26 protein-coding genes, 1 other RNA gene and 1 pseudogene are annotated in these 24,137 nt (G+C 60.3%); 17 read left to right on the top strand and 11 right to left on the bottom strand.

Annotated features, from left to right (window positions below; translation table 11 throughout):
* Positions 1-128: 128 nt before the first annotated feature.
* The 7 genes and pseudogenes from C3418_RS05280 to C3418_RS05250 form a co-directional block, all read right to left on the bottom strand.
* Positions 129-674: pseudogene (locus C3418_RS05280) on the bottom strand (DUF4311 domain-containing protein); the annotation flags it as partial.
* Between the two features lie 25 nt (positions 675-699).
* Positions 700-996 (bottom strand): DUF4312 family protein, encoded by a 297-nt coding sequence (locus C3418_RS05275; protein WP_103858105.1) that lies wholly within the window; start codon positions 994-996, stop codon positions 700-702.
* Positions 996-1,361: an SFCGS family glycine-rich protein gene (locus C3418_RS05270; RefSeq protein WP_010675860.1), complete on the bottom strand. Its 366-nt coding sequence runs from the start codon at positions 1,359-1,361 to the stop codon at positions 996-998. The genes C3418_RS05275 and C3418_RS05270 overlap by 1 nt, the downstream gene beginning before the upstream one ends.
* Complete coding sequence (locus C3418_RS05265) at positions 1,362-1,724, bottom strand: transcriptional regulator (RefSeq protein WP_103858104.1); 363 nt, start codon at positions 1,722-1,724, stop codon at positions 1,362-1,364. It lies immediately after the preceding gene.
* A gap of 307 nt (positions 1,725-2,031) precedes the next feature.
* On the bottom strand, positions 2,032-3,159 hold the full coding sequence (gene degS, locus C3418_RS05260) for an outer membrane-stress sensor serine endopeptidase DegS (RefSeq protein ID WP_103858103.1): 1,128 nt from the start codon (positions 3,157-3,159) through the stop codon (positions 2,032-2,034).
* Positions 3,160-3,248: 89 nt separating this feature from the next.
* Positions 3,249-4,607, bottom strand: a complete 1,359-nt coding sequence (locus C3418_RS05255) for a Do family serine endopeptidase (protein ID WP_103858102.1) — start codon at positions 4,605-4,607, stop codon at positions 3,249-3,251.
* An 81-nt stretch (positions 4,608-4,688) separates the two neighbouring features.
* Positions 4,689-5,069 carry a YhcB family protein gene (locus tag C3418_RS05250; protein ID WP_103858101.1) on the bottom strand — a complete coding sequence of 127 codons (381 nt, stop codon included), beginning with the start codon at positions 5,067-5,069 and terminating at the stop codon, positions 4,689-4,691.
* Between the two features lie 139 nt (positions 5,070-5,208).
* Between C3418_RS05250 and zapE the strand changes: the two genes are divergently transcribed.
* The 8 genes from zapE to C3418_RS05210 all read left to right on the top strand — a co-directional run bounded on the left by zapE (position 5,209) and on the right by C3418_RS05210 (position 11,391).
* Positions 5,209-6,303, top strand: coding sequence for a cell division protein ZapE (gene zapE, locus C3418_RS05245; RefSeq protein ID WP_103858100.1), 1,095 nt, complete (start codon positions 5,209-5,211; stop codon positions 6,301-6,303).
* 266 nt (positions 6,304-6,569) lie between these two features.
* Positions 6,570-6,998: a 50S ribosomal protein L13 gene (rplM, locus tag C3418_RS05240; protein WP_005336289.1), complete on the top strand. Its 429-nt coding sequence runs from the start codon at positions 6,570-6,572 to the stop codon at positions 6,996-6,998.
* 14 nt (positions 6,999-7,012) lie between these two features.
* The gene (gene rpsI, locus C3418_RS05235) at positions 7,013-7,405 is read left to right on the top strand and encodes a 30S ribosomal protein S9 (RefSeq protein WP_005336286.1); all 393 of its coding nucleotides are present in this window, start codon (positions 7,013-7,015) and stop codon (positions 7,403-7,405) included.
* 299 nt (positions 7,406-7,704) lie between these two features.
* Positions 7,705-8,295, top strand: coding sequence for a ubiquinol-cytochrome c reductase iron-sulfur subunit (petA, locus tag C3418_RS05230; protein ID WP_010675854.1), 591 nt, complete (start codon positions 7,705-7,707; stop codon positions 8,293-8,295).
* A 2-nt stretch (positions 8,296-8,297) separates the two neighbouring features.
* Positions 8,298-9,515, top strand: coding sequence for a cytochrome bc complex cytochrome b subunit (locus C3418_RS05225; RefSeq protein WP_010675853.1), 1,218 nt, complete (start codon positions 8,298-8,300; stop codon positions 9,513-9,515).
* Positions 9,512-10,246, top strand: coding sequence for a cytochrome c1 (locus C3418_RS05220; RefSeq protein ID WP_039040484.1), 735 nt, complete (start codon positions 9,512-9,514; stop codon positions 10,244-10,246). The genes C3418_RS05225 and C3418_RS05220 overlap by 4 nt, the downstream gene beginning before the upstream one ends.
* Positions 10,247-10,333: 87 nt before the next feature.
* A complete protein-coding gene (sspA, locus tag C3418_RS05215; RefSeq protein WP_039040485.1) occupies positions 10,334-10,963 on the top strand; it encodes a stringent starvation protein SspA in 630 nt (209 codons plus the stop codon).
* Positions 10,960-11,391, top strand: coding sequence for a ClpXP protease specificity-enhancing factor (locus C3418_RS05210; RefSeq protein WP_162540629.1), 432 nt, complete (start codon positions 10,960-10,962; stop codon positions 11,389-11,391). The genes sspA and C3418_RS05210 overlap by 4 nt, the downstream gene beginning before the upstream one ends.
* 43 nt (positions 11,392-11,434) lie before the next feature.
* Here C3418_RS05210 and dolP read toward each other — a convergent pair whose 3' ends face one another.
* Genes dolP through C3418_RS05190 form a run of 4 tightly spaced genes read right to left on the bottom strand, consistent with a single transcriptional unit; the run spans position 11,435 to position 14,721 of the window.
* Positions 11,435-12,013 (bottom strand): division/outer membrane stress-associated lipid-binding lipoprotein, encoded by a 579-nt coding sequence (gene dolP / locus C3418_RS05205; protein ID WP_103858098.1) that lies wholly within the window; start codon positions 12,011-12,013, stop codon positions 11,435-11,437.
* Positions 12,014-12,017: 4 nt separating this feature from the next.
* On the bottom strand, positions 12,018-12,608 hold the full coding sequence (locus C3418_RS05200) for an SIS domain-containing protein (RefSeq protein WP_010675848.1): 591 nt from the start codon (positions 12,606-12,608) through the stop codon (positions 12,018-12,020).
* A 9-nt stretch (positions 12,609-12,617) separates the two neighbouring features.
* Entirely contained in the window at positions 12,618-13,013 is a 396-nt protein-coding gene (locus C3418_RS05195) for a YraN family protein (RefSeq protein WP_080770042.1), read from the bottom strand.
* Entirely contained in the window at positions 12,931-14,721 is a 1,791-nt protein-coding gene (locus C3418_RS05190) for a penicillin-binding protein activator (protein WP_254052442.1), read from the bottom strand. Before C3418_RS05190 ends, C3418_RS05195 begins: the two co-directional genes overlap by 83 nt.
* A 199-nt stretch (positions 14,722-14,920) precedes the next feature.
* Here C3418_RS05190 and rsmI point away from each other — a divergent pair, with 199 nt between their 5' ends.
* The 9 genes from rsmI (at position 14,921) to mraY (ending at position 24,137) form a co-directional block, all read left to right on the top strand.
* Positions 14,921-15,754 (top strand): 16S rRNA (cytidine(1402)-2'-O)-methyltransferase, encoded by an 834-nt coding sequence (rsmI, locus tag C3418_RS05185; RefSeq protein WP_042880180.1) that lies wholly within the window; start codon positions 14,921-14,923, stop codon positions 15,752-15,754.
* A gap of 62 nt (positions 15,755-15,816) precedes the next feature.
* Positions 15,817-16,203, top strand: an RNA gene (rnpB, locus tag C3418_RS05180) — RNase P RNA component class A.
* Between the two features lie 447 nt (positions 16,204-16,650).
* Positions 16,651-17,109, top strand: a complete 459-nt coding sequence (mraZ, locus tag C3418_RS05175; protein WP_039040489.1) for a division/cell wall cluster transcriptional repressor MraZ — start codon at positions 16,651-16,653, stop codon at positions 17,107-17,109.
* On the top strand, positions 17,110-18,048 hold the full coding sequence (rsmH, locus tag C3418_RS05170; protein ID WP_042015088.1) for a 16S rRNA (cytosine(1402)-N(4))-methyltransferase RsmH: 939 nt from the start codon (positions 17,110-17,112) through the stop codon (positions 18,046-18,048).
* 3 nt (positions 18,049-18,051) lie between these two features.
* Positions 18,052-18,366 (top strand): cell division protein FtsL, encoded by a 315-nt coding sequence (ftsL, locus tag C3418_RS05165; RefSeq protein WP_010675842.1) that lies wholly within the window; start codon positions 18,052-18,054, stop codon positions 18,364-18,366.
* Complete coding sequence (locus tag C3418_RS05160) at positions 18,363-20,129, top strand: peptidoglycan glycosyltransferase FtsI (RefSeq protein ID WP_010675841.1); 1,767 nt, start codon at positions 18,363-18,365, stop codon at positions 20,127-20,129. The genes ftsL and C3418_RS05160 overlap by 4 nt, the downstream gene beginning before the upstream one ends.
* 95 nt (positions 20,130-20,224) lie before the next feature.
* On the top strand, positions 20,225-21,709 hold the full coding sequence (gene murE, locus C3418_RS05155; RefSeq protein WP_103858096.1) for a UDP-N-acetylmuramoyl-L-alanyl-D-glutamate--2,6-diaminopimelate ligase: 1,485 nt from the start codon (positions 20,225-20,227) through the stop codon (positions 21,707-21,709).
* Complete coding sequence (gene murF / locus C3418_RS05150; protein ID WP_103858095.1) at positions 21,706-23,061, top strand: UDP-N-acetylmuramoyl-tripeptide--D-alanyl-D-alanine ligase; 1,356 nt, start codon at positions 21,706-21,708, stop codon at positions 23,059-23,061. The genes murE and murF overlap by 4 nt, the downstream gene beginning before the upstream one ends.
* Complete coding sequence (gene mraY / locus C3418_RS05145) at positions 23,055-24,137, top strand: phospho-N-acetylmuramoyl-pentapeptide-transferase (protein ID WP_010675838.1); 1,083 nt, start codon at positions 23,055-23,057, stop codon at positions 24,135-24,137. The genes murF and mraY overlap by 7 nt, the downstream gene beginning before the upstream one ends.

The following is a 24,137-nucleotide window of genomic DNA, read 5'->3' as shown; positions in this document are numbered from 1 at the left end:
AGCGAACCGGAATTGCCAGCTGGGGCGCCCTCTGGGAAGGCTGGGAAGCCCTGCAAAGTAAACTGGATGGCTTTCTTGCCGCCAAGGATTTGATGGCACAGGGGATCAAGATCTGATCAAGAGACAGGGGCCAGACCGCCGAAGATGGTGGCCCAGAAGCCGGACTTCTTGCCTGCCTCGATGGCGGCCAGCCAGAAGATCACCGGCATGACGGTGTTGACCAGCAGGTTGGCGGCGGGCACCAGTACCTTGACCGCGGTGACCTGCAGGGCGGCTGGCACGGCGGCGGCCGTGCTGTTGAGGAAGGCGACGACGATGGCACCTATGATGCCGCAGGCGATGGCCATTTTTTTGGGGTCATGGAGGGTGGTGGCGAGATCCCGGTTCTTGATCATGAGGGCTGCCGCGCCCCAGTTCGGCAGGATGCGGTGATCCACGTCCTGAGTGAAGGCGCCGGCCGCGACCGTGGAGGCCCAGGCGTTGAAGAAGAAGCCAAGACCGAACGAGAAGTGGGAGGCGGGGTCCCCTTCGCAGGAGTTGAGCTCGCCCAGGGTACGGAACGCGCCCATCCCCTGCACGGTCGGGGCGTGGAACATCCGCGCCGCGCCAGCCCCCACCCCGACGCCTACCAGGCCGCCGATGATGAGTGACTTCATCAAAATGATTAGAAACATCCAACTTGTCCTTTTGGTTGTGGGGTCAGGCCCGGGTGAAATCCACCTTGTCGACATCCAGGCTGGTGACCTTGACGGTGATCGCCAGCCGGACCCGGAACTCATGGCGCTGGCGTGGCAGGAAGAAGAACAGGAACTTCTCCACCCGTACCGACTCCTCGGCCTCGAGCACCTCGACTTCGAGGGGTTCGATGCGCAGCATCACCTTGGGGCTCTCCTTGAGCAGGCTGGGTTGCACCTGGCTGAGGGCGGCGGCGAACGCCTGCTGGCGAGTCACCCCCTTGCCGTTGACCGTGATCCGGGTGGTGAAGTGCTCTTTCATCAGGCGCGTCCGTGTTTCTTGGCGAAGGCTTCGATCAGCTTCTGGCCCAGCTCTTCCTTGTCCATGAAGCCGAAGCCCAGTACCACGCACCCCTCGTTGATGGCGGTGACACCCTCCTCGATGGATCGCATGCCGTAGCGGCACTTGTAGCCGTACTTGGTCTGGGCCGTGATGGCGCCCGCGCCACCGCTGCCGCAGAAGGAGATGCCAAGGTCGGCCTGCTCCTTGTTCATCACATCACCGAGCTTCATGTCGGCGGCCATGCCGGGGATGACGGTCACGGTGGCGCCGGCGGCTTCTGCGCCCGCCCCCACTTTCTGACCCTTGCCGAGACGATCTCCAATCACGAGTTTGATGGCAGTCATTTAGCTTTCTCCTTTTACTGAGCTGAGTTCGTTTTCTTTGGCCACTTCAAAATGGACGGACAAGAGGTGCGCCTCCTCGTAGGCGAGGCGGTCGAGCCAGGCGACGGCCTGTTCGGCCAGGCGTAGGGAGAGGGGGGAGATCTCCTCGAACAGGCTGAGGTCAACCTCCGGCAGGGATTCCCCGCTGTAGGAGCGCCACACCATGGCCTTGACGTGGGAGGCCAGCATCTGCTGCTGCACATCGTTGGGGCGTATACCCTGATCCGCCAGCAGGTTGTGAATGCGGGCCAGGGTCAGGTCGGTCTTGCGCAGCAGTGCCGGGCTGTCCGGGGTCAGGGGGGCGTCATGGGTGTCGGTGTTCAAGGTCTGCTCTCCAGGCTGGCAGAAAAGATGGGATCACCATAAAGCGGAGGAGAGTGCGGGAGGAGGCAGGTTTTTTCCGATTCGAAGTGGAAATCCGGAGGGAAAGGCATCAAAAGAAGCCCTTTTGGCGATCAAGAAGAGGAAAGGAGCGGACTGGCGGCAAGGGAGTGTGATCGGTGGCGGGTTTTGACGGCGCCTTCGCCCGATCGTTTATTGGCGCAATGTGTGAGCTGTCTCACGCACAAGCGGGGCCGGAGGAAAGCGGGCACAAAAAAGGGCCCTGTCGGGCCCTGCGAGGATCCGCCTCTCAGGTGGCGGGTGCCGCACTGCTGGTCGGCAGGGTCTGATTCTGGTAGCGCAGGTCCTCTTCGATGATGACATCGACGTCCAGCGGCTTGCCGTTGCGGATCACCGAGATGGTGAGCTTGGTGCCGGGGCGGCTCTCGACGATCTTGTCCATGACGGGACGCACGCCGGTGATGGCCTCTCCGTTGATCTTGAGCAGCACATCCCCACGTTTGAGACCGGCCTTGGTGGCTGGGCCATTGGGATCCAGGCTCTCCACCACCAACCCCTGCAAGTCCCCCAGGTTCAGCATGCGCGCGACGATGGGATTGATCTCGACGCTGGAGATGCCGAGGTAGCCGCGGATGACCCGACCGTTGGCGATCAGCTCGTCCATGATGCGCTTGGCCAGCTTGTAGGGGATGGCAAAACTGATGCCATAGCTCTCCTGATTGCCGTTGAGGTGGTAGGCGGCGGTATTGATGCCCACCAGATCGCCACGGCCATTGACCAGGGCGCCTCCAGAGTTGCCCTCGTTGATGGCGGCATCGGTCTGTAGCAGATCCTGCCGGCCGTTGCTGTCCGGCCCCATGCTGGAGAGGCCGATACGCCCGGTGGCGCTGATGATACCCTGGGTGATGGTCTGGCCGACGTTGTAGGGGTTGCCGATGGCGAGCACCACGTCTCCCACGTCCGGCAGACGATCCGGGTCCTGCGGGATCACCGGCAGGTTGTCCGATTCGATGTAGAGCACGGCCAGATCGGTCAGTTTGTCGGTGCCGACCAGCTCTGCACTGAATACCCGACCATCTTGCAGGGCGACGATGATCTGGTCCGCATCGGCGATGACGTGATAGTTGGTGAGCACGTGGCCGCGCTGGTTCATGATGACGCCGGACCCCAGCCCCTGGGGTCTGAGTTCGGCTTTTTCACCGCGATTGCCGGCGAAGCTGCGGGTGTAGATGTTGACGACGGCAGGGCCGGCGCGATGGGCCGCGTAGGAGAAGCTCAGCTCGCGGGCGTTGGTGATGAGGCCCGGCAGGGGAGTGCCTCCGCGAAAATCGGGGAACACCAGCAACAAAAGCGCAGCCATGGCGAGGCCAAAGCCGACGGACTTGCCCAAGTAGCTGATCAGTGGTGGGATTTTCATGTCATTCTCGTCCGTACAGGCTGCGGGCAGAGAATAACATTATCGATGGATAAAAATCACCCGCGGCGGTTGCCGCGGGTGTGAGGGGCTTAACGGATCACCAAATAGAGCGAGGAGTCGCCGCGCTGGATGTTCAGCGCCAGGACTTCCGGCTTGTTTTTCAACACCTTGGTCAGTTCACCCATGGAGTTGATGCGCTGGCGGTTGACTCCGATGATGATGTCACCCTTCTGCAGGCCGGAGGCGGCTGCCGGTGAGCGGGGATCGATGTCGGAGACGGCCACGCCGGACACGGGGTCCGTGATGGTGCTCAGCTTGGCCCCTTCCAGGGCAGGATGCAGGGCGCTGGCCAGGATCTCGCTGTCATCCGCCTTCTTCAGGGTGACCTTGACGGTCTGCTCCTTGCCGTCACGAATGAGGCCGAGCGAGACCTGCTTGTCGGCCCCCATGGTGGCGATTTTGGCACGCAGCTCGCCGAAGGATCGGATGGGCTTGCCATCGATGCTGATGATGATGTCGCCTGCCTTGATGCCTGCCTTGGCGGCGGCGGAGTCAGGCATGACCTGGTTGACGAAGGCACCGTCCTTCTTGTTGTAGCCGAAGGTCTTGGCGATTTCGCTGGTGAGTTCGGTGCCGGTAATCCCCAACTGGCCACGGCGCACTTCGCCGTATTTCACGATCTGCTCGGAGAGATCGCGTACCATGTTGGACGGGATGGCAAAGCCGATGCCGATGTTGCCGCCGTTGGGGCCCAGGATGGCGGTGTTGATGCCGATCAGCTCCCCGCGCAGGTTGAGCAGGGCGCCGCCCGAGTTGCCGGAGTTGATGGCCGCATCGGTCTGGATGAAGTTCTCCAGATTTTCGATGTTGAGGCCGCTGCGACCCAGGGCGCTGACAATGCCGGAGGTGACGGTCTGGCCCAGGCCGAACGGGTTGCCGATGGCCAGCGCGTAGTCACCGACTCTCAGCTCGTCGGAGTCGGCGAACTTGATCTGCACCAGATCCTCGGCCTTGATTTGCAGCAGGGCGATATCCGACTGTTTGTCTTCCCCTATTTTCTTGGCTGCATACTCACGGCCATCCTTCAGGTTGACTTTGATCTCGTCCGCCTCGTGGACCACGTGGGCGTTGGTGATCACGTAGCCTTTCTTGGCATCGATGATGACGCCGGAACCAAGCGCCTGGAAGGGCTGCTCGCTCACCTGCTCGTCAGGCATGTTGGGGCCGAAGAAGAAGCGGAATTGTTCCGGCAGGCGTTGGCGGGTGATCTTCTTGCCAGAGACGGAGATGTTGACCACGGCAGGGGTCACCTGCTCGAGGACGGGGGCCAGGCTCGGCATCTCCTGGTTGTTCGCCATCAGGGGCAGTGCGGCCTGCGCCGGTGCTGAGGACATGGCGATACCGACACTGAGGGCTAAGACACTGAATACAGAAAGAGATTTACGCATATGAGAAACAGCTCCCAGAAAAAGTTGCAGTGCAATCGTCAAGGTCTGACCACGATAAAGCGTAATTAGTTCAACCGACGATCAGCCCGGCTGCTTGAGCAGGCCGGACGCACCGGCGTAATCGCGGGGAGGAAGGCCCGGCTCCACGCTGTTGGCGGCATCGCCTGTTTCTTCCACTTCAGGTTCGCGGAACAGTGGTTCCTGTACCTTGGCCAGGAACTTGCTCTGTTCCGCCATGTGGCGATAAAGGGTCTGGTACTGTTCGGCCAGTTGTTCCATCAGGGCGGCGCTGTCGGCGAAGTGGGTGGTGATCTGCCCCTGGTAGCTTTCCAGCTCCTTGTGGGCTTTTTTCAGCTCCTGTTCCAGGCGTCCGGCATCCCGGCTACGGACAGAGAAGCGGCCGATCAGCACGCCGATGATCAGGGCGGCGATCGCCAGCAGGATCCCGTTAAACAGAGTCATAGAAGCTCCTTGTTACAGCTAACACGATGAATTTGAAGCGGTCGGATGGACCGCAACGCCTCGTTGGCACTATACCGTGCCCCCTGAGAGCGTGATACCATTTTGTCCCTCATTCAGGGACTTGGAGGCGGTTTACAGGATGACCCCGCAGCAAAAATATCAGCAGGATTTGCAGCGCCCCGGCTTTGTGGCCGATCCGGCCCAGGCCATGGCAGTCGCCCGCCTGGAGCGACTCTATCAGGATCTGTGCGCAAGCCCGACTCCGACCAGATCCCGTGGCCTGCTAGGTTGGCTGCAAAAGCCGAAAACCCGTGACCCCGTCCAGGGGTTATATATGTGGGGCGGTGTGGGCAGAGGCAAGACCTGGCTGATGGATACTTTTTTTGAGAGCCTGCCGGGGGAGCGCAAACTGCGCATCCACTTCCACCGTTTCATGCACCGGGTGCACGATGAGCTCAAAGGGCTGACCGGTCAGTCCGATCCGCTCAAGCTGATCGCCCGCAAGCTGGCCGACGAGACCGACGTCATCTGCTTCGACGAGTTTTTCGTCTCGGATATCACTGATGCCATGCTGCTCGGCACTCTGTTCCAGGAACTCTTTGGCCATGGCGTGGTGCTGGTGGCCACATCCAACATCCCCCCTCAGGGTCTCTACCGCAACGGGTTGCAGCGTGCTCGCTTCCTGCCTGCCATCGCGCTTATCGAGCGTCACTGCGAGGTGATCAATGTCGATGGCGGTGTCGATTACCGGCTGCGAACCCTTGAACAGGCAGAGATCTATCACTTCCCGCTGGATGAACAGGCCAGGAGCAACCTGGATCGTTATTTCAGCCAGTTGACCGGGATTGGGCCGGTGACTGCCGCCGCACTGGAAATCAACCATCGCCAACTGAGTGCACTGGGCGTGGGGGAAGGGGTGCTTTATATGGAATTTGAACAGCTGTGCTGTACTCCACGCTCCCAGGGCGACTACATCGAACTGGCCCGTGAGTTCCACACTGTCCTGCTGGCCAATGTGCAACCCATGGGCAGCGGCACGGATGACGCGGCCCGCCGCTTCATCGCCATGGTGGACGAGTTTTATGAGCGGCATGTAAAGCTCATCATATCGGCGGCGGTCCCCATGACCGGGCTCTATGGCGAAGGCCTGCTGAATTTCGAATTCAAGCGTTGCCTTTCACGGCTTCAGGAGATGCAATCGCACGAATACCTTGCCAGAGTGCACCTTCCTTAGTCACAATACCGCGCCTGCCAGTCGGATGGGCATCTGCGGCAGGTAGGGCCGGGCGACATTTGCTAGCTTCATGGCAGTGAAATTAGCAGGTGATATTTAAGGCAACTTCACTTATAATCGCCCGGCCCACGTTACAGCTGTCGATAAGACAGCAACACTTTAAGCTTTACTTGTATTCGAAGGGGTACAGGTAGGCCATCGTTTGTTGTTTGTGGGAGAGCCCCCATAAGCAATTGGGTCTGTAACAGGTAATTGGGTTTAACTTAATGAAAACTTTCGTTGCCAAGCCAGAAACCGTAAAACGTGACTGGTACATTGTGGACGCAGAAGGTAAAACTCTGGGTCGTATCGCAACCGAGATCGCTGCTCGTCTGCGTGGTAAGCACAAAGCCGAGTACACTCCGCACGTTGACACCGGTGACTACATCATCGTTGTAAACGCTGAGAAGGTACACGTAACCGGTAAGAAATTTACCGACAAAATGTACCACGCTCACTCCGGTTTCCCGGGTGGTATCAAGTCCATCAGCTTCGACAAGCTGATTCAGCGTAAGCCGGAAATGGTAATCGAAGCTGCCGTCAAAGGCATGCTGCCGAAGGGTCCGCTGGGCCGTGCCATGTTCCGTAAGCTGAAAGTTTACGCAGGCGCAGAGCACGCTCATGCTGCTCAGCAACCTCAAGTACTGGATATCTAACGGGAACTGGCAACATGGCAGAAAATCAATACTACGGTACCGGCCGTCGCAAAAGCTCCACTGCTCGCGTCTTCATCAAAGCGGGTAGCGGTAAAATCGTAATCAACCAGCGCTCCCTGGAGCAATACTTCGGCCGTCCGACTGCCCGCATGGTAGTTCGTCAGCCGCTGGAACTGGTCGAGATGACCGAGAAACTGGATCTGTACATCACCGTTAACGGTGGTGGCATCTCCGGTCAAGCTGGTGCGATCCGCCACGGTATCACTCGTGCTCTGATGCAGTACGACGAGACCCTGCGTTCCGAACTGCGTAAAGCTGGCTTTGTTACTCGTGATGCCCGTAAGGTTGAGCGTAAGAAAGTCGGTCTGCACAAAGCGCGTAAGCGTCCGCAGTACTCCAAGCGTTAATTCGCTTTTGGTACGCACTCTCAGGAGTGTCAAAAAAGCCTGGCAATTTGCCAGGCTTTTTTTATTGGTAATGTTACATGTGACAATGCTAAGCATACGTCACAAAAGACAAAAAATTGTGTATTTATTGTTTTTGCCCATCGACTCCCTTTCTTGTCAAATTGTTATCTTTTCTTTAAAATTTCCATGGTCTTTCTGTGTCAATTGCCACTCCGCTTCCATTGCAGTTGTCAGAGGGAGAGGAGAAGTAAACAGGGACACTATAAGAATGAGCGGAGTCCACATGGGAGAGTTTTTGGATGAGCAATGCGCCAGTTGATACCGGTCGCCGCAGATTTCTTACCTGGTCAACGGTTGCCGTTGGCGGTGTAGGAGCTGCTTTTACCGCAGTGCCGTTTATTAAGTCATGGAATCCGAGTGCCAAAGCCAAGGCGGCAGGCGCCCCGGTTGAAGTGGATATCAGCAAGCTGGAGCCGGGTCAGCTAATCCGCGTCGAGTGGCGTGGTAAACCGGTCTGGGTGGTGAAGCGTACCAAGCAGACGCTGGATGCTCTGGCTGCACACGATGACAAGCTGCGGGATCCTGCGTCAGACGAGCCACAGCAACCGGACTATGCCCACAATGGCTACAGATCCATCAAACCGGAAATCTTCGTGGCCGTTGGCATCTGCACTCATCTGGGATGCTCCCCTTCCTATCTGCCCGACAGCTTCGGCGAGCAGGTTCAAGGGGTAACTTCCGGCTTCTTCTGCCCCTGCCATGGCTCCAAATTCGACATGGCTGGTCGAGTGTTCCAGGGCGTCCCCGCACCGCTGAACCTGGTCATTCCGCCATACCAATTTCTTAGCGACACCACCATTCTGGTCGGTGCCGATGGCAAGGAGGCCTGACCATGTTTGCCAAACTCATGGGCTGGATCGATGATCGTTTCCCGCTCACGGCCATGTACAACGACCATATGGCCAAGTATCCGGCGCCCAAGAACCTGAACTTCTGGTACTTCTTCGGCTCGCTTGCCATGTTGGTGCTGGTCAACCAGATCATCACCGGCATCTGGCTGACCATGAACTACAACCCCTCGGCGGAAGGTGCCTTCGCTTCCGTGGAATACATCATGCGGGATGTGGATTACGGCTGGCTGCTGCGTTACATGCACTCAACCGGGGCATCCGCCTTCTTCATCGTGGTCTACCTGCACATGTTCCGCGGCATGATCTACGGCTCTTACCAGAAGCCAAGGGAACTGCTGTGGATCTTCGGCATGCTGATCTTCCTGGTACTGATGGCCGAGGCCTTCATGGGTTACCTGCTGCCCTGGGGGCAGATGTCGTTCTGGGGGGCCCAAGTCATCATCTCGCTGTTCGGTGCCATCCCCGTTATCGGTGACGATCTGACCCTGTGGATCCGGGGGGACTATGTCATCTCGGGTGCAACCCTGAACCGCTTCTTTGCCCTGCACGTCATCGCTCTGCCGCTGGTGCTGGTGATGCTGGTGGCCATGCATATCCTGGCGCTGCACGAGGTGGGCTCCAACAACCCCGATGGTATCGACATCAAGAAGCACAAGGACGAGAACGGCTGGCCACTGGATGCGGTCGCGTTCCACCCCTATTTCACCGTGAAGGACATGATCGGGGTAGCCGGTTTCCTGTTCTTCTTCTGTGCCATCATCTTCTTCAAGCCGGATATGTGGGGCTATTTCCTCGAGAAACCGAACTTTGAGGTGGCCAATGGCCTGAAGACACCGGCGCATATTGCCCCGGTCTGGTACTTCACTCCCTTCTACGCCATCCTGCGTGCGGTGCCTGACAAGCTGCTGGGGGTCATCATGATGGGCCTCTCCATCGTGGTGCTGTTCCTGTTGCCCTGGCTGGATCGTTGCAAGGTGCGCTCGGTGCGTTACCGCAGCACCCTGCACAAGCTGAACATCGCCCAGTTCGTGGTCTGCTTCATTATCCTGGGGGTGCTGGGCGTGCTGCCATCAACCCCGACCCTGACGCTGATTGCACAACTCTGTACTCTGGGTTATTTCGGATTCTTCGTCCTGTTGTTCTTCTACAGCAAGAATGAGAACACCAAGCCGCTGCCGGAGAGGGTGACATTCAAATGAAAAGAATAATTTTTGCAGTGCTGGCCCTGCTGCCTGGTCTGGTGTTGGCCTCTGGCGGTGGCTTCCCCCTCGACAAGGCGGAGTACGATCTGAGTGACAAGGCATCCCTGCAACGGGGGGCCGCCACCTTCATGAACTACTGTGCCGGCTGTCACTCCACCCAGTACCAGCGTTATAACCGGGTGGCGGCCGACATCGGTATTCCGGACGATCTGATGAAGGAGAACCTGGTCTTCACCGGCGCCAAGATCGGCGATCTGATGAAGAGCGCCATGTCCGAGAAGGATGCTGCTCGCTGGTTCGGTGCGCCGCCCCCCGACCTGACCCTGGTTGCCCGGGTGCGTGGTGCAGACTGGATCTACACCTATCTGCGTTCCTTCTACGTGGACGAAACCCGTCCATTCGGGGTGAACAACGCCGTCTTCCCGTCCGTGGGTATGCCCCATGTGCTGGAGCCGTTGCAGGGGACGCCCCGTGCCGAGTTCGAGACGCACACCCTGGATGGCGTGGAGATGCAGCAAGTCGTCAGCATCAAATCTGACGGCAACGGTGAAATGAACAACGAAGAATATGATCAGACGGTACTGGATCTGGTAAACTTCTTGGTCTACTCGGCTGAGCCGGTGCAGCAGGAGCGCGAACGCATGGGCTTCTGGGTACTCGGATTCATCGCTATCTTCTTCATCTTCACTGTGCTGTTGAAGAAGGAATTCTGGCGCGACGTTCACTAAGCGACCAGATCGGAGTAATATGACGCACGGCAATGAAGACAGACATGCTTCATTGCCGTTTCTGCTTTTTAATGACGGGAGGGTTCAATGGCTGTAGCTGCCAATAAGCGTTCGGTAATGACGCTGTTTTCCGGTGCCAACGATATGTTCAGCCATCAGGTGCGTATTGTCCTGGCGGAGAAGGGTGTTAGCGTGGATATCTGCCAGGTTGATCCTGCCAACCTGCCGGATGAGCTGGCCGAGCTGAACCCGTACAACACTGTACCGACTCTGGTGGATCGCGAGCTGGCGTTGTACACCTCGCGCATCATCATGGAGTATCTGGACGAGCGTTTCCCGCATCCGCCCCTGATGCCGGTTTATCCGGTCGCGCGCGGCAACAGCCGTTTGATGATGCACCGCATCGAGCTGGACTGGTACTCTCTGGCCGACAAGATCATGGCGGGCACCGATACCGAAGCCGCCCGTGCCGAGTTGCGCGACAACCTGCTGGCCATCGCCCCCATCTTCGGCGAGATGCCCTACTTCATGAGCGAAGAGTTCGGTCTGGTCGACTGCTACATGGCGCCGTTGCTGTGGCGTCTGCCGAGCCTGGGCATCGATTTCACCGGCCGTGGCGCCAAAGAGCTGAAGGCTTACATGGTACGCCTGTTCGAGCGTGAATCCTTCCAGGCTTCCCTGACCGAGGCCGAGCGCGAGATCCGTGCCGGCGTATGAGCATGGAACCGACAATGACACCCAGTCGCCCGTATCTGCTGCGGGCGTTTTTTGACTGGTTGCTGGATAACGATCTGACACCCCATCTGGTGGTCAATGCCAACATTCCCCATGTGATGGTACCGATGCAGTTCGTGCAGGATGGCCAGATTGTTCTGAACATAGCCCCCCGGGCCGTGGGCCAGTTCCACATGGACAATGACGCTGTCAGCTTCAGCGCCCGTTTCGGTGGCGTATCGCAGCAGGTCTATATCCCCATGGCGGCCGTACTGGCCATCCATGCCAGGGAGAACGGAGTGGGGACCCTGTTCCCGCCGGAGCCCGGGTATGACCTCTGGCTGGAACAGGCACAGTCACCCACGCCGGTTGACCCCGAGCCGGAACCACCGCGCCCGAGCGGTCGCCCGACCCTGAAAGTCATCAAATAAAAAACGCAGCCTGAAGGCTGCGTTTTTTCATCCTGCCAGATGGTCAATTCTGGGCAAACTCGAAGGCTTTGATCACCTGCTTAACGCCGCTGACGTGGCGGGCGATTTCCACGGCCTGATCCCCTTCCTGGCGAGTGACCAACCCAATGAGGAACACCTCGCCATTCTCGGTGACAACCTTCACCTTGGCGCTATCGAAGTTCTTGGTGCCCAGCATGTCGGCCCGCACCTTGGAGGTGATCCAGGTGTCATTGCTGCGCACGCCGATACTAACTGGTTTGCCAAGGCGCAGCTCGTTGTAGACATGGCGAACCCCTTCAATCCGGCTCACGATTCTGCCCGCTTCCTGTTTGTAAGCGTCAGAGGGTGTCTGACCCACCAGCAGCACACGGCCGTTGTTGCTGTAGACACTGATCTTGCTGGCGGCGCTCAGGGGCTTGTTGTCGGCCAACAGGTTGGCGGCTTTCAGCTCTATGGTCTGATCGTCCCACTGGGCACCCAGGGTGCGGCGATCGCCGCTCGCCTTGGCGGTGCCAGCCGCGCCACCGACCACCACGGCAGCACAGCCTTGCAGCAGCAGGACGCCGGTCAGCAGGACAAGAGCGAGAATAGGCTTCTTCATGGTTTCAGTCTTCCTGTTGCGGGAAAAGTGTCTGGTCGATGAGATCACAGAGACAGTGCAGGGTCAACAGGTTCACTTCCAGAATACGAGGACGGCGAGCGGAAGGAACGCGGATCTCCACGTCATTGGGGCCCAGCAGACCGGCGATCTCTCCCCCGTCTCCGCCACCGAGAACAATGATGGTCATGTCGCGGGAGAGGGCGGCCTCCGCAGCCTTGATGAGGCTGCGGCTGTTGCCTGTCGTGGTGATGACCACCAGGATGTCGCCTGGTTGTCCCAGAGCACGTATCTGTTTGGCATAGACCTCTTCGAAACCGTGATCCGTGGCGATGGCGCTGATGGTCGCCATGTCGGGCGTCAGGGCGAGACCGGGCAGGGACGGGCGAGGCGTTTCATAGCAGTTCACCAGTTCGGAAATGAACAGCTGTGCCAATGCCGAGGAGGGACCATTGCCACATGCCATCACCTTGTGGCCATTGAGCAGGCAGATGGTCAGCATCTGGGCTGCCGTATGGATGGCATCCGGCAGTGCTTCGGCGGCAGCTATCTTGGTCTGGATGCTCTCGGTGTAATTCTCTTTGATGGGATCAGTCATGGGGTCCTCTTAAAACGCGTTCTGGATCCAGTCCGGCTGGTCGCCCTCGAACGCGATCACATCGAATCGACAGGCCTGGTTGGCCTCATTGATGGCATGTTGCTTGAAATAGTGGCGCGCGGCCAGCACGATCTTGTGCTGCTTGCGCCGGGTGACCGAGCTGGCGGCACCGCCATGAGTGGCGTTGGCGCGATATCTCACTTCAACGAACACCAGGGTCTCCCCCTGGCGCATGATGAGATCGATCTCGCCGCCACGGCAGCGGTAGTTGCGGGTCACGGGTTGCAGGCCGCGGGCCTGCAACCAGCGTTCCGCTATTTGCTCAAAGTGTTGTCCCTTGCTCGTCGCTGCCGACGGCAACAGGTTCAACCACTGCTGGTGAAGTTGTGTCAGTAGCCTCTTCATGAGTCGCATCCTCCAGCTGGGGGGCGGCGCTGTCGCTGACCAGCTTGCCATTCTGGTAGGTGGCCCAGTCCAGCATGCGCACTATGTTGCCCTGGGGATCCACGCTCAGCTGGCCGCTCATGCCGGGTTGCTGCATGGCATTGACCTTGCGCATTTGCGGCAGGTTGCCTGCCAGGCTGACGGCATCGTAGCCGAGGGCGAACAGGCGCAGCAGGTCGCCCTGGGTCTGGGGCCAGAGCAGGGCAATCTGTTCACGCTGCGTCTCGAAGCCACCCAGCAGCAGTGGCATGTCGGAGATATGCATGCCGTTGAGCTCGGATGCCACCTCGGTCGTCCCGCCGTCGTATCCCCGCGAGCTGCTGTAGATGGGCAGGCTGCCCATGGGATTGACCGAGATGTCCACATAGGGCTTGATCATCCGGGTCTCCAGGCTGTTGGCCACCACATAGACGGCGTCGATGCTGCGCGGCGCGGCATCAGACAGCTGGACAATCTCCCCGGCTCGTGCGGTGGAACGGCCGCTCAGAGCGTTCTTGACCATGCCCTGCACTTCGTTGCGCGCCCCGAAGGTGGCAACCACGGGCTTCTCCTGGCTGACGCCGGCCCAGGCCTGTTCAAACGCCTTGATACTGCTGTAGCCAATCCGGCCTTGTGCCGCGATCAGCAGCGGCTTGCGGTAGCCCTGACCATAGAGGTACTGGGCCGCCTGGCTCGCATCGGCAGCGGCGGAGAGCGAGAAATAGAAGGTGTTGTCGTTGACGATCGGCTTGTCCAGCTCGTTGAGCGCCAGCACTGGCACGGTCGGACTCGACTTGAGCAGCTCCTCCACCTGATCCTTGAGCAGGGGGCCGATGATCATGTTGGCCCCTTCCTGAATGGCCTGCTTGTAGAGGTCCCCCATCGCCTTGCCCTGGGTATCATAGAAGTTCAGGGTGAACTGGCTCTGATTTTCTTTGTAGGACATCAACATGCCGTTGCGGATGGCGGCGCCCTGGGCTTCCAGGTTGCCGGAGAGCGGCAGGAAGACGGCGATCTGCTGCAGCGAACCGTTGTCCGTGATAGCGAGATCCCCAAGGCCGGCCGGCATGTCGCTCTGGGCAGGGTGGTTCGGGAAGCTCTGCTTCCAGCCAGCAAGCTGGCGGGCCAGCTGGCTCGGCTGTGCCCCGAATTCGTTCACCAGCGCAGCAAGACGCAGCCAGCCGGTGGTCACATCGGGAGCTGGCTCCTCTTCGAGCGCCTGCAGGGTGGAGGGGGTCATGCTTTTCAGCAGGGACCAGATCTGCTGGTGGTTGGTGGCCAGCTCATTCTTGGCCAGGTAAGGCTCCAGCAGGATCAGCGACTTGGCCGCGCCAAACTTGTTGTTGATGTCCAGTTGCAGCACCACCCGCTGGCGATACCAATCCTTCTGGGTATCGGCATCGAGGGCCACATCCGGCTTGCCTTCCAGCAGGATCAGGGCCTGGTTGGCGTTGCCCTGGGCCAGCAAGAGGTGCGCCTGCAGCAGTTGCAGTTGTGCCTGCTGCACCGGGTTGCCAGCCTGCTTCTGCAACTGTTGATACAGGGCGGCTGCCGGTTTGGCCTGACCGAGCGCCAGATAACTGCGCGCAGCCATCACCTGCCAGGTGAAGGCCTCGGCCGGTTTGGCGGGATCCACCTGCTCCAGATACCACTGGGCATTCTTGGTCAGATCCGAGAAGGCTGACGGCATGCCGGGTTGTCCGGAAGATTGATTGGGCTCCGACGCACAGGCGGCGAGCAGGACTGCCGCGAGTAGGATGCCGAAGAGTCGTGATACACTTAGCTGCTTTATAACCCGGTTCAAGTTCATTCCCCGACCAGTGTTGAAATTCTCCATAGTGTAAACGGGCCAATATGGCGACACAATTGTCGGGACACTCGGAGCTCCCATGAGTGACATCCCAACCCTGTATATAGTCCCCACTCCGATCGGCAATCTGGCCGACATCACCCAGCGAGCACTGGACGTGCTGCGCAGCGTCGATCTGGTGGCCGCCGAGGATACCCGGCATAGCGGGATCCTGCTCAGCCACTACCAGATCTCGGTACCGACCTTTGCCCTGCACGATCACAACGAGCAGCAAAAGGCGGATGTGCTGATCGCCCGCATCAAGGAGGGCAAGAGCGTGGCCCTGGTCTCCGATGCGGGGACGCCGCTCATCAGCGACCCCGGTTATCACCTGGTCACCCGTTGTCGCGAAGCCGGGGTCAAGGTGGTGCCGCTGCCCGGTCCCTGCGCTGCCATCACGGCGCTGTCCGCCGCCGGGCTGCCCACCGACCGCTTCGCCTTCGAGGGTTTCCTGCCGGCCAAGGCCAAGGGGCGGGATGATCGCCTGCAAGCCGTCATCGAAGACACCCGCTCTCTGGTGTTCTACGAATCGCCGCGCCGGGTGCAGGAGACGGTGGAAGCGATTGCTCGCATCCTTGGCGAGCGCCAGGTGGTGGTGTGCCGCGAGCTGACCAAGACCTTCGAGTCCATCCACGGTCTGCCCGCCTCCGAGATGCTGGCCTGGCTCGGAGAGGACGATAACCGTTGCCGCGGGGAGATCGTGCTGGTGGTCGCCGGAGCCAGCAAGGTGGATGACGAGTTGCCTGCGGAGGCGATCCGCACCCTGGGCCTGCTGGTCAGCGAGCTGCCCCTCAAGAAGGCTGCGGCCCTCACCGCCGAGATCCACGGGGTGAAGAAGAACGCCCTCTACAAATACGGTCTCGAGCACTATTAATTGCCGTAAACCGGAATTGACGGTTTACCCCGTCCGTCTCGCGAGGCTATAATCCGCGCCTCGGAGTTGGCTGGGCAATCGCTGCTTCGTCGTTGTGTCCCTCGGGACAGACGGGCGGAGGGGAGGAAAGTCCGGGCTTCACAGGGCAGGGTGCCAGGTAACGCCTGGGGGGCGCGAGCCTACGACCAGTGCAACAGAGAGCAGACCGCCGATGGCCCGCAAGGGATCAGGTAAGGGTGAAAGGGTGCGGTAAGAGCGCACCGCGCGACTGGCAACAGTTCGTGGCACGGTAAACTCCACCCGAAGCAAGACCAAATAGGCCCCTATTGGCGCGGCCCGCGTTGGGGGCGGGTAGGTTGCTTGAGCCAGCGAGCGATTGCTGGCCTAGAGGAATGATTGCTACCCGGGGCAACCCGGTACAGAACCCGGCTTACAGGCCGACTCCGACCTCTTTCCTGAAGAGCCTTGCGATTTATCGCAAGGCTCTTTTTATTAACCATAAAGTACTGCCTCGGTTGACTCGTGATATTTACTGTTGGGCTAGCTATGTTTAACAAATGTATTTTATATCAATCTGTTATGTGGAATTTTTCCATGTTCTGAATATCGTGATGGCGCTGGAGAAGCGCGGCCTGTATGGCTGATGTTTATTCGTGCAATTTGTCAGTTTTTTAATTGCTGAAAATTAATCGAGTTGCGGGTAACACAAATAACTTGTGGAAAATCAATTCATTTAATCGGTAGTTCCATCACGCTGCGTCAATATGTTCCCCATGCCCGAGATCCTTGCTTGAAAAGCCCCCTGCTCGTCCTTAAACTTCATGGTGGAGAAAAGTGGATCAAAGTGGTTTTATTGGGCATCTAGCCCCCATAACTCACCTTTCGGGGACTGCAATTTGTTGCGTGGCGCTCACGCCATCAGCCTGGACAGCAAGGGGCGGTTGGCGATTCCGACCAAATTTCGTGATTGGCTGCGCGACGAGTGCGACGGCCAGCTGGTCTGCACCATCGACATCGCCCATCCCTGTCTGCTGCTTTATCCCCTGAATGAATGGGAAGAGGTGGAGCGCAAGCTGAAGACCCTTTCCAGCACCAACCCGGCAGAACGCCGCCTGCAGCGTCTGCTGCTCGGCCACGCGGCCGAATGCGAACTGGATGGCAATGGCCGTCTGCTGCTCAGCCAGCCGCTGCGCAGCCATGCCGGGCTAGACAAGAAAGTCATGCTGGTGGGCCAGCTCAACAAATTCGAGCTGTGGGATGAAGCCCGCTGGCAACAACAGATCAACGACGACATCCTGGGCCTGCCCGAGGACGACTGGGCAAGTTCACCACGACTACAGGATTTTTCTTTATAAATGACCCAAGCCGCTGAACACATCACAGTGCTGTTGCACGAAGCCGTCGAAGGGCTGGCCATCAAGCCGGACGGTATCTACGTCGACGGCACCTTTGGCCGGGGTGGTCACTCTCGTCTCATTCTCCAGCATCTGGGCCCCAATGGCCGTCTGATCGCCATCGACCGGGATCCCCAGGCCATTGCCGAGGCGGCCAAGATCCAGGATCCCCGTTTCGAGATCGTGCACGGTCCCTTCTCCGGCATCACCCGCTATCTGACCGAGCGCGGCCTGCTGGGCAAGGTCGATGGCTTCCTGCTGGATCTCGGTGTCTCCTCCCCCCAGCTTGACGATGCCGAGCGTGGCTTCAGCTTCATGAAGGACGGCCCGCTCGACATGAGAATGGATCCCACCTCCGGTCAGAGTGCCGCCGAGTGGCTGGCCCGTGCCGATGTGGACGACATCGCCTGGGTGCTGAAAACCTTCGGTGAGGAGCGCTTCGCCAAGAAGATTGCTCGCGCCATCGTGCACGATCGGGTGACCGAGCCCTATGTGCGCACCCGCCAGCTGGCGGAGATGATTGCCCGGGTCAACCCGAGTAAGGAGAAGGGAAAGCACGCGGCGACCCGCAGCTTCCAGGCCATCCGCATCTATATCAACAGCGAGCTGGACGAGATCGAAACCGCCCTCAACGGCGCGCTGGACGTGCTGGCTCCTCACGGTCGTCTCTCCGTCATCAGCTTCCACTCTCTGGAAGATCGGCTGGTGAAGCATTTTATTCGCAAGCATGAGAAAGGTCCGGAAGTACCCCACGGGATCCCCCTGACCGAAGCCCAGCTTGCCGGTGGTCGCAAGCTGAAGTCGATCGGCAAGGCGCTCAAGCCTTCCGACCACGAGGTCAATGAAAACACCCGGTCCCGCAGCTCGGTGCTGCGGGTCGCAGAGCGTCTTGCGGAGTAAGCGATGAGCGATGTGCGCGTTCACCTCGCCAGGGAGATCGTTGCGGATCTCTGGCGCCACAAGTTGCAGGTCCTGTTGACCGTCGCCGTGCTGGTCACCGCCTTTGCGGTGATCCTGGTGACCAACATGACCCGGGGTCTGACGGCCAAGCAGAACGATCTGATGGCGGAGGAGGACAGGCTCAACATCGAGTGGCGCCACCTCTTGCTGGAACAGGGCACACTGGCTGAGCACTCCCGGGTGGCGAGTCTGGCCATGGACAAGTTGCAGATGGCTCGTCCCCTGGTGACCACTGAAAAGGTAATTACACAACCATGACACGCAAGGCCGCCACCAAGGCTCCGGCAAAGGACAAAGCCAAGGCGAAAGCACCCTCACTCTACCCGTGGCGCTTTCGTACCCTGGTTTTCTTCATCGGCATCGCGTTTGCGGGGCTGATCCTGCGGCTGGCCTGGATCCAGGTGATCGATCCGGACAGACTGCGCCAGGAGGGGGACATGCGCTCCCTGCGCACCACCTCCACCCAGGCGGTGCGCGGCATGATCACGGACCGCAATGGCGAACAGTTGGCGGTATCCGTGCCGGTCGAAGCGGTCTGGGCCGATCCCAAGACGGTGCATGAGTCCGGTGCCATCCACAACGAGCGTGCCTGGCTGGCACTCTCCGCCGTGCTCAAGCTCGACATCAACACCCTCAAGCATCGCATCGCCAACCCGAGCAAGCGCTTCGTCTATCTGCAGCGGCAGGTGACGCCTGCTGTGGCCGAGTACATCAAGGGGTTGAAGCTGGGGGGCATCTATCTGCGCCCCGAGGCGCGCCGTTTCTACCCGACCGGCGAGATAAGCTCCCACCTGGTGGGGGTGACCAACATCGATGGCAGCGGCATCGAGGGGATTGAGCGCAGCTACAACGAGTGGCTGACCGCAACCCCTGGCGAGATGAGGGTGCGCAAGGACAGGCAGGGCCGCGTCATCGAGCGCCTGGGCCTGGTGAAAGAGGGCAAACACGCCAACGATCTGCAACTGAGCATCGATCAGCGGGTGCAGGCGCTGGCCTATCGCGCCCTCAAACGGGCTACCGACGAGAACAAGGCCACCTCCGGCTCCATGGTGATGCTGGATGTGAAGACCGGCGAGGTGCTCGCCATGGTCAACACCCCCTCCTACAACCCGAACAACCGTGGCCAATACCAGAGTTTCCGGGTGCGAAACCGGGTGGTGACCGATACCTATGAGCCGGGCTCCACGGTCAAGCCATTGATTCTGCTTAGTGCCTTGCAAGCCGGTGTCACCAGCTGGAAGGACTTCATCCCGGGCGGCCCCCTCTTCATCGGGGCCAAGCAGATCCGTGACGTGAGTATCCACAAGGCGACCAACCTTTACGACATCCTGCGCTACTCCTCCAACATCGGCATGTCGCGCATCGCGCTGCGGATGCCGGCCCAGGAGATGATCAACACCCTGAGCATGGTGGGCTTCGGCATGGACACCGGCAGCGGCCTGATGGGGGAGAGCAGCGGCATGCTGCCCCAGCGTCGCCGCTGGTCCGACATCGAGCGAGCTACCCTGTCGTTTGGTTATGGTCTGCGAGTGACCCCGCTGCAGCTGGCCTCCGCCTACGCCACCCTGGCCAACAAGGGCAAGCGGGTACCGCTCTCCATTATCAAGGTGACCAAGCCGCCCAAGGGTGAGCAGGTCATCGATCACAACAACGCCGCTGCCATGTTGCAGGCGCTGGAGTACGTGGTCAGCAATGCCATTCCCAAGGCCCAGATCCCCGGTTATCGGGTCGGTGGCAAGAGTGGTACCGCCAAGGTGGCCGTGGCTGGGGGCTATGGCAAGGACTACATGGCCTGGTTTGCCGGTTTCGCACCGGCCAGCAATCCCCGTTTCGTCATGGTGGTGGTGATCAACGAACCCAAGGGGGATGCCTACTACGGCGGTGCCGTGGCGACCCCGCCCTTTGCGGAGGCCATGGGAGGCGTGTTGCAGCTCTTCAACATCCGTCCCGATGCGATCCCGCCCGAGGTACCCGCCAAGCTTGCCCGCACGGAGGCCAACAATGGCGCACCGCGTACTTGACGGGCATCCGGTTTTTTCCATCGGCCCCGCTGCTGTCGGGGCGTTTTCCATGGCGTGTACGAGCGCCCGCATTCCCGCATTTTCGGAGGCTTCCCATGCCGCCCCGCACACTTGATCAACTGATGAGCCACTTCGGCATCGATGCCCCGGCGCTTTCCCTCACCGATCTCCAGCTCGACAGCCGGCGGGTCGGTCCCGGCTCGCTCTTCGTGGCGATTCGTGGCCATCAGGTGGATGGCAGGCGCTTCATCGAACAGGCGGTGGCTCAGGGAGCGACCGCCGTGCTGTTTGAGGAGGACGGAGAATTCGTCCCTCCGGCGACCCAGATCCCCTGCATCGGCATGAGGGATCTTCCCGCTCGTCTCTCCGAGCTGGCCGGTCATTTCTACGGTCACCCTGCGCAAAAGTTGCAACTGGTGGGCATCACGGGCACCAACGGCAAGAGCACCACGGCCCTGCTGGTGGCCAACTGGCGCACCTTGCTGGGGGGCAAGGCCGGGGTCATGGGCACCATAGGCAACGGTCTGTTTGGCGAGCTCATCGAAGCAGAGAACACCACGGGCAGCGCGGTCCAGGTGCAGGCCAATCTGGCCGCCTTGCAGCAGCAGGGGGCTGATCTGGTGGCGATGGAGGTCTCCAGCCACGGTCTGGTGCAGCATCGCGTGGCGGCCCTGCCTTTTGCCGCGGCAGTCTTCACCAACCTGAGCCGGGATCATCTGGACTATCACGGCACCATGGAGGCCTATGCCGCCGCCAAGGAGGAGCTGCTGAAGCTGGTGGATGAGCCTTGCGCCGTCATCAACGCCGATGACCATCTGGGACGGCAATGGCTGGCGACCTATCCCGGTGCAGTGGCCTTCGGGGTTCATGGTCCGATTGAAAACCATGCCGGACGACAACTGACGGCGCAGGATCCCCATTTCCACCAACAAGGTTTTGATACGCGCATTAACTCCAGCTGGGGGAATGGTGTATTATCCGCCCCCTTGCTCGGCCGCTTCAACGTCAGCAACGTGCTGGGCGCCATGGGCGCCATGCTGGTGCTCGGCTACGACTTCGATGACCTGCTGGCGACGGCCCCCAGACTGCAACCGGTGACCGGTCGCATGGAGTGCTTCGGCGGTAGCGATGCGCCGCTCGCCGTGGTCGATTACGCCCACACCCCGGATGCGCTGGAGAAGGCCTTGCAGGCCCTGCGGGTGCACTGTGAAGGGCGGCTCTGGTGCCTGGTGGGTTGTGGTGGCGACAGGGATCGCGGCAAGCGTCCCATGATGGCTGCCATGGCGGAGCAGCATGCGGACTGCGTGATCCTGACCGACGACAATCCCCGTACCGAGGAGCCGGCCCGGATCATGGCCGACATGGTGGCGGGTCTTCGTGATCCCGGCGCCGTGCAGATTGAGCACGACAGGACCAAGGCAATCCAGTTGGCACTGAGCCAAGCGAGCAAAGAGGACATCATCCTGGTGGCCGGCAAAGGCCACGAGGATTATCAGATCATTGGAACCGACAAGCGGCACTACAGCGATCGGGAAACCGTCGCAGCCGCCTTGCACACATTAATGGAGTCATTCAAATGATGACCCTCAGGCTTGCCGACCTGGCGCAGGTGCTCGATGCCCGTCTGATCGGGGGCGACCATGAGATCACGGCGGTCAGCACCGACACCCGTACCCTGGGCGCGGGGGCGCTGTTCGTGGCCCTGCGCGGCGAGCGTTTCGACGCCCACGATTTCTGCGACCAAGCGGTTGCCGCCGGCGCCAGTGCCCTGCTGGTGGAGCGCGAATTGCCGCTGGCCATTCCACAACTGGTGGTGGGCGACACCCTCAAGGGGCTTGGGCGTCTGGGCAGGCTGGTGCGCGAGCGCATCAATCCGAAAGTGCTCGCCATCACCGGCAGCTGTGGCAAAACCACGGTGAAGGAGATGGCGACGGCCATCCTGCGTTGTGAAGGGGAGGTGCTGGCCACCGCCGGCAACTTCAACAACGAGGTGGGGGTGCCGCTGACCTTGCTGCGCCTCGAGCCGCAACACCAGTTCGCGGTGATGGAGCTGGGAGCCAACCACCCGGGCGAGATCGCCTGGACCACGTCGCTCGCCAGACCCGACGCCGCCATCATCAACAACGTCGCTGCCGCGCACCTGGAAGGCTTTGGCTCCCTGGAAGGGGTGTTCCATGCCAAGAGCGAAATCTTCGAAGGGTTAGGCGAGGGCGGCACCGCCATCGTCAATGCCGACAACGAGTTCTGGCCGAAGTGGCGTGAAAAGGGCATCCAGTGCGCCTTCTCCCTCCAGGATCAGCGTCAGCCGTTCCACGCCCGCGACATCGTGCTCAACGAGCAGGGTTGTGCCGGGTTTGTGATGGTGACGCCCCAGGGAGAGGTGAACCTGACCCTGGCCATTCCGGGTCGCCACAACGTGGCCAACGCCCTGGCTGCTGCCGCCGGGACCCTGGCCCTGGGCGCATCGCTTGCGTCCGTCAAGGCGGGGCTGGAGCAGATGGCGCCGGTCAAGGGCCGTTTCTGCGTGCAACGCTGGGGTGGCCTCACCCTGGTGGATGACACCTACAACGCCAGCGTGGAGTCCGTGCTGGCGGGTATCGATGCCCTGACCGCCATGAACGGCTACAAGGTGCTGGTGTTCGGTGACATGAAAGAGTTGGGTGAGGAGTCCGCCGCGCAGCATGCCCGGGTCGGACACCATGCCCGTGAGCAGGGCCTCGATGCCGTGCTGACCGTAGGGGAACAGAGTCGCCACACCGCAGATGCCGCGGCTGGCCGACATTTCGATAACAAGGCGTCGTTGTTTGAAGTGCTTGCGCAAATGATAGAGACACATCAGGAAATTTCGATTCTGGTCAAGGGCGCCCGTGGCTCCCGCATGGAAGATATCGTCGAGATGGTCAAGGGCCATCAGGAGTCAGCCACATGCTAGTCTGGCTGGCGGAACTGCTCACCCCGCACTTCACCTTCTTCAACGTCTTCTCCTACCTGACGTTTCGCGCCATCCTGTCGATCATCACCGGTCTGGTGGTGGCGCTCTGGATGGGGCCGCGCCTCATCCGTCGCCTGCAGATCATGAAGTTCGGCCAGGTGATCCGCAACGACGGTCCCGAGTCCCACCTCAGCAAGAAGGGCACCCCGACCATGGGCGGCCTGATGATCATTGCAGCCATTTTCACTTCTGTGCTGCTCTGGTGCCGCCTCGATAACCCCTATGTCTGGCTGGTGCTGTTCGTGCTGGGGGCCTATGGTGCCATCGGCTTTGCCGATGACTATCTCAAGGTGGTGCGCAAGAACACCGATGGCCTCATCGCCCGCTGGAAGTACTTCTGGCAGTCCGCGGTCGCGCTGGGTGTGGCAGTCTTCCTCTACGCCACGGCCACCCACGATGGTCAGACCCAGCTGGTGGTCCCCTTCCTCAAGGATGTGATGCCCCAGCTCGGCCTGATGTTCATCCTGCTGACCTACTTCGTCATCGTCGGTACCTCCAACGCGGTCAACCTGACCGATGGCCTGGATGGCCTCGCCATCATGCCCACCGTGATGGTGGCGGGGGGCTTCGCCCTGATCGCCTGGGCGACCGGTAACGTCAACTTCGCGAACTACCTGCACATTCCCTACGTGCCCTACACCTCCGAACTGGTGATCGTCTGTACCGCCATCGTGGGCGCGGGCCTGGGCTTCCTCTGGTTCAACACCTACCCGGCCCAGGTCTTCATGGGGGACGTGGGTTCCCTGGCCCTGGGCGGCGCGCTCGGTACCATAGCCGTGCTTGTGCGCCAGGAGTTCCTGCTGGTGATCATGGGGGGCGTCTTCGTGATGGAGACCGTCTCGGTGATCCTGCAGGTCGGATCCTACAAACTGCGCGGCGTGCGGATCTTCCGCATGGCCCCCATCCATCACCACTATGAGAAGAAGGGCTGGCCGGAGCCGCGCGTCATCGTGCGCTTCTGGATCATCACCCTCATGCTGGTGCTGCTTGGCCTCGCCACCCTGAAGGTGAGGTAA

It is taken from the genome of Aeromonas sp. ASNIH8 (assembly GCF_002919855.1).
GTDB classification, from domain to species: Bacteria; Pseudomonadota; Gammaproteobacteria; order Enterobacterales; family Aeromonadaceae; genus Aeromonas; species Aeromonas caviae.
This window is presented reverse-complemented; position numbering and strand designations above follow the sequence as displayed.

Coding starts and splice junctions, on each gene's coding strand:
- C3418_RS05275 (WP_103858105.1), bottom strand. CDS start 996: ATGAAAGAGCACTTCACCACCCGGATCACGGTCAACGGCAAGGGGGTG.
- C3418_RS05270 (WP_010675860.1), bottom strand. CDS start 1,361: ATGACTGCCATCAAACTCGTGATTGGAGATCGTCTCGGCAAGGGTCAG.
- degS (WP_103858103.1), bottom strand. CDS start 3,159: ATGAAAATCCCACCACTGATCAGCTACTTGGGCAAGTCCGTCGGCTTT.
- C3418_RS05255 (WP_103858102.1), bottom strand. CDS start 4,607: ATGCGTAAATCTCTTTCTGTATTCAGTGTCTTAGCCCTCAGTGTCGGT.
- C3418_RS05250 (WP_103858101.1), bottom strand. CDS start 5,069: ATGACTCTGTTTAACGGGATCCTGCTGGCGATCGCCGCCCTGATCATC.
- zapE (WP_103858100.1), top strand. CDS start 5,209: ATGACCCCGCAGCAAAAATATCAGCAGGATTTGCAGCGCCCCGGCTTT.
- rplM (WP_005336289.1), top strand. CDS start 6,570: ATGAAAACTTTCGTTGCCAAGCCAGAAACCGTAAAACGTGACTGGTAC.
- rpsI (WP_005336286.1), top strand. CDS start 7,013: ATGGCAGAAAATCAATACTACGGTACCGGCCGTCGCAAAAGCTCCACT.
- petA (WP_010675854.1), top strand. CDS start 7,705: ATGAGCAATGCGCCAGTTGATACCGGTCGCCGCAGATTTCTTACCTGG.
- C3418_RS05225 (WP_010675853.1), top strand. CDS start 8,298: ATGTTTGCCAAACTCATGGGCTGGATCGATGATCGTTTCCCGCTCACG.
- C3418_RS05220 (WP_039040484.1), top strand. CDS start 9,512: ATGAAAAGAATAATTTTTGCAGTGCTGGCCCTGCTGCCTGGTCTGGTG.
- sspA (WP_039040485.1), top strand. CDS start 10,334: ATGGCTGTAGCTGCCAATAAGCGTTCGGTAATGACGCTGTTTTCCGGT.
- C3418_RS05210 (WP_162540629.1), top strand. CDS start 10,960: ATGAGCATGGAACCGACAATGACACCCAGTCGCCCGTATCTGCTGCGG.
- dolP (WP_103858098.1), bottom strand. CDS start 12,013: ATGAAGAAGCCTATTCTCGCTCTTGTCCTGCTGACCGGCGTCCTGCTG.
- C3418_RS05200 (WP_010675848.1), bottom strand. CDS start 12,608: ATGACTGATCCCATCAAAGAGAATTACACCGAGAGCATCCAGACCAAG.
- C3418_RS05195 (WP_080770042.1), bottom strand. CDS start 13,013: ATGAAGAGGCTACTGACACAACTTCACCAGCAGTGGTTGAACCTGTTG.
- C3418_RS05190 (WP_254052442.1), bottom strand. CDS start 14,721: ATGCCGTCAGCCTTCTCGGATCTGACCAAGAATGCCCAGTGGTATCTG.
- rsmI (WP_042880180.1), top strand. CDS start 14,921: ATGAGTGACATCCCAACCCTGTATATAGTCCCCACTCCGATCGGCAAT.
- rsmH (WP_042015088.1), top strand. CDS start 17,110: ATGACCCAAGCCGCTGAACACATCACAGTGCTGTTGCACGAAGCCGTC.
- ftsL (WP_010675842.1), top strand. CDS start 18,052: ATGAGCGATGTGCGCGTTCACCTCGCCAGGGAGATCGTTGCGGATCTC.
- C3418_RS05160 (WP_010675841.1), top strand. CDS start 18,363: ATGACACGCAAGGCCGCCACCAAGGCTCCGGCAAAGGACAAAGCCAAG.
- murE (WP_103858096.1), top strand. CDS start 20,225: ATGCCGCCCCGCACACTTGATCAACTGATGAGCCACTTCGGCATCGAT.
- murF (WP_103858095.1), top strand. CDS start 21,706: ATGATGACCCTCAGGCTTGCCGACCTGGCGCAGGTGCTCGATGCCCGT.
- mraY (WP_010675838.1), top strand. CDS start 23,055: ATGCTAGTCTGGCTGGCGGAACTGCTCACCCCGCACTTCACCTTCTTC.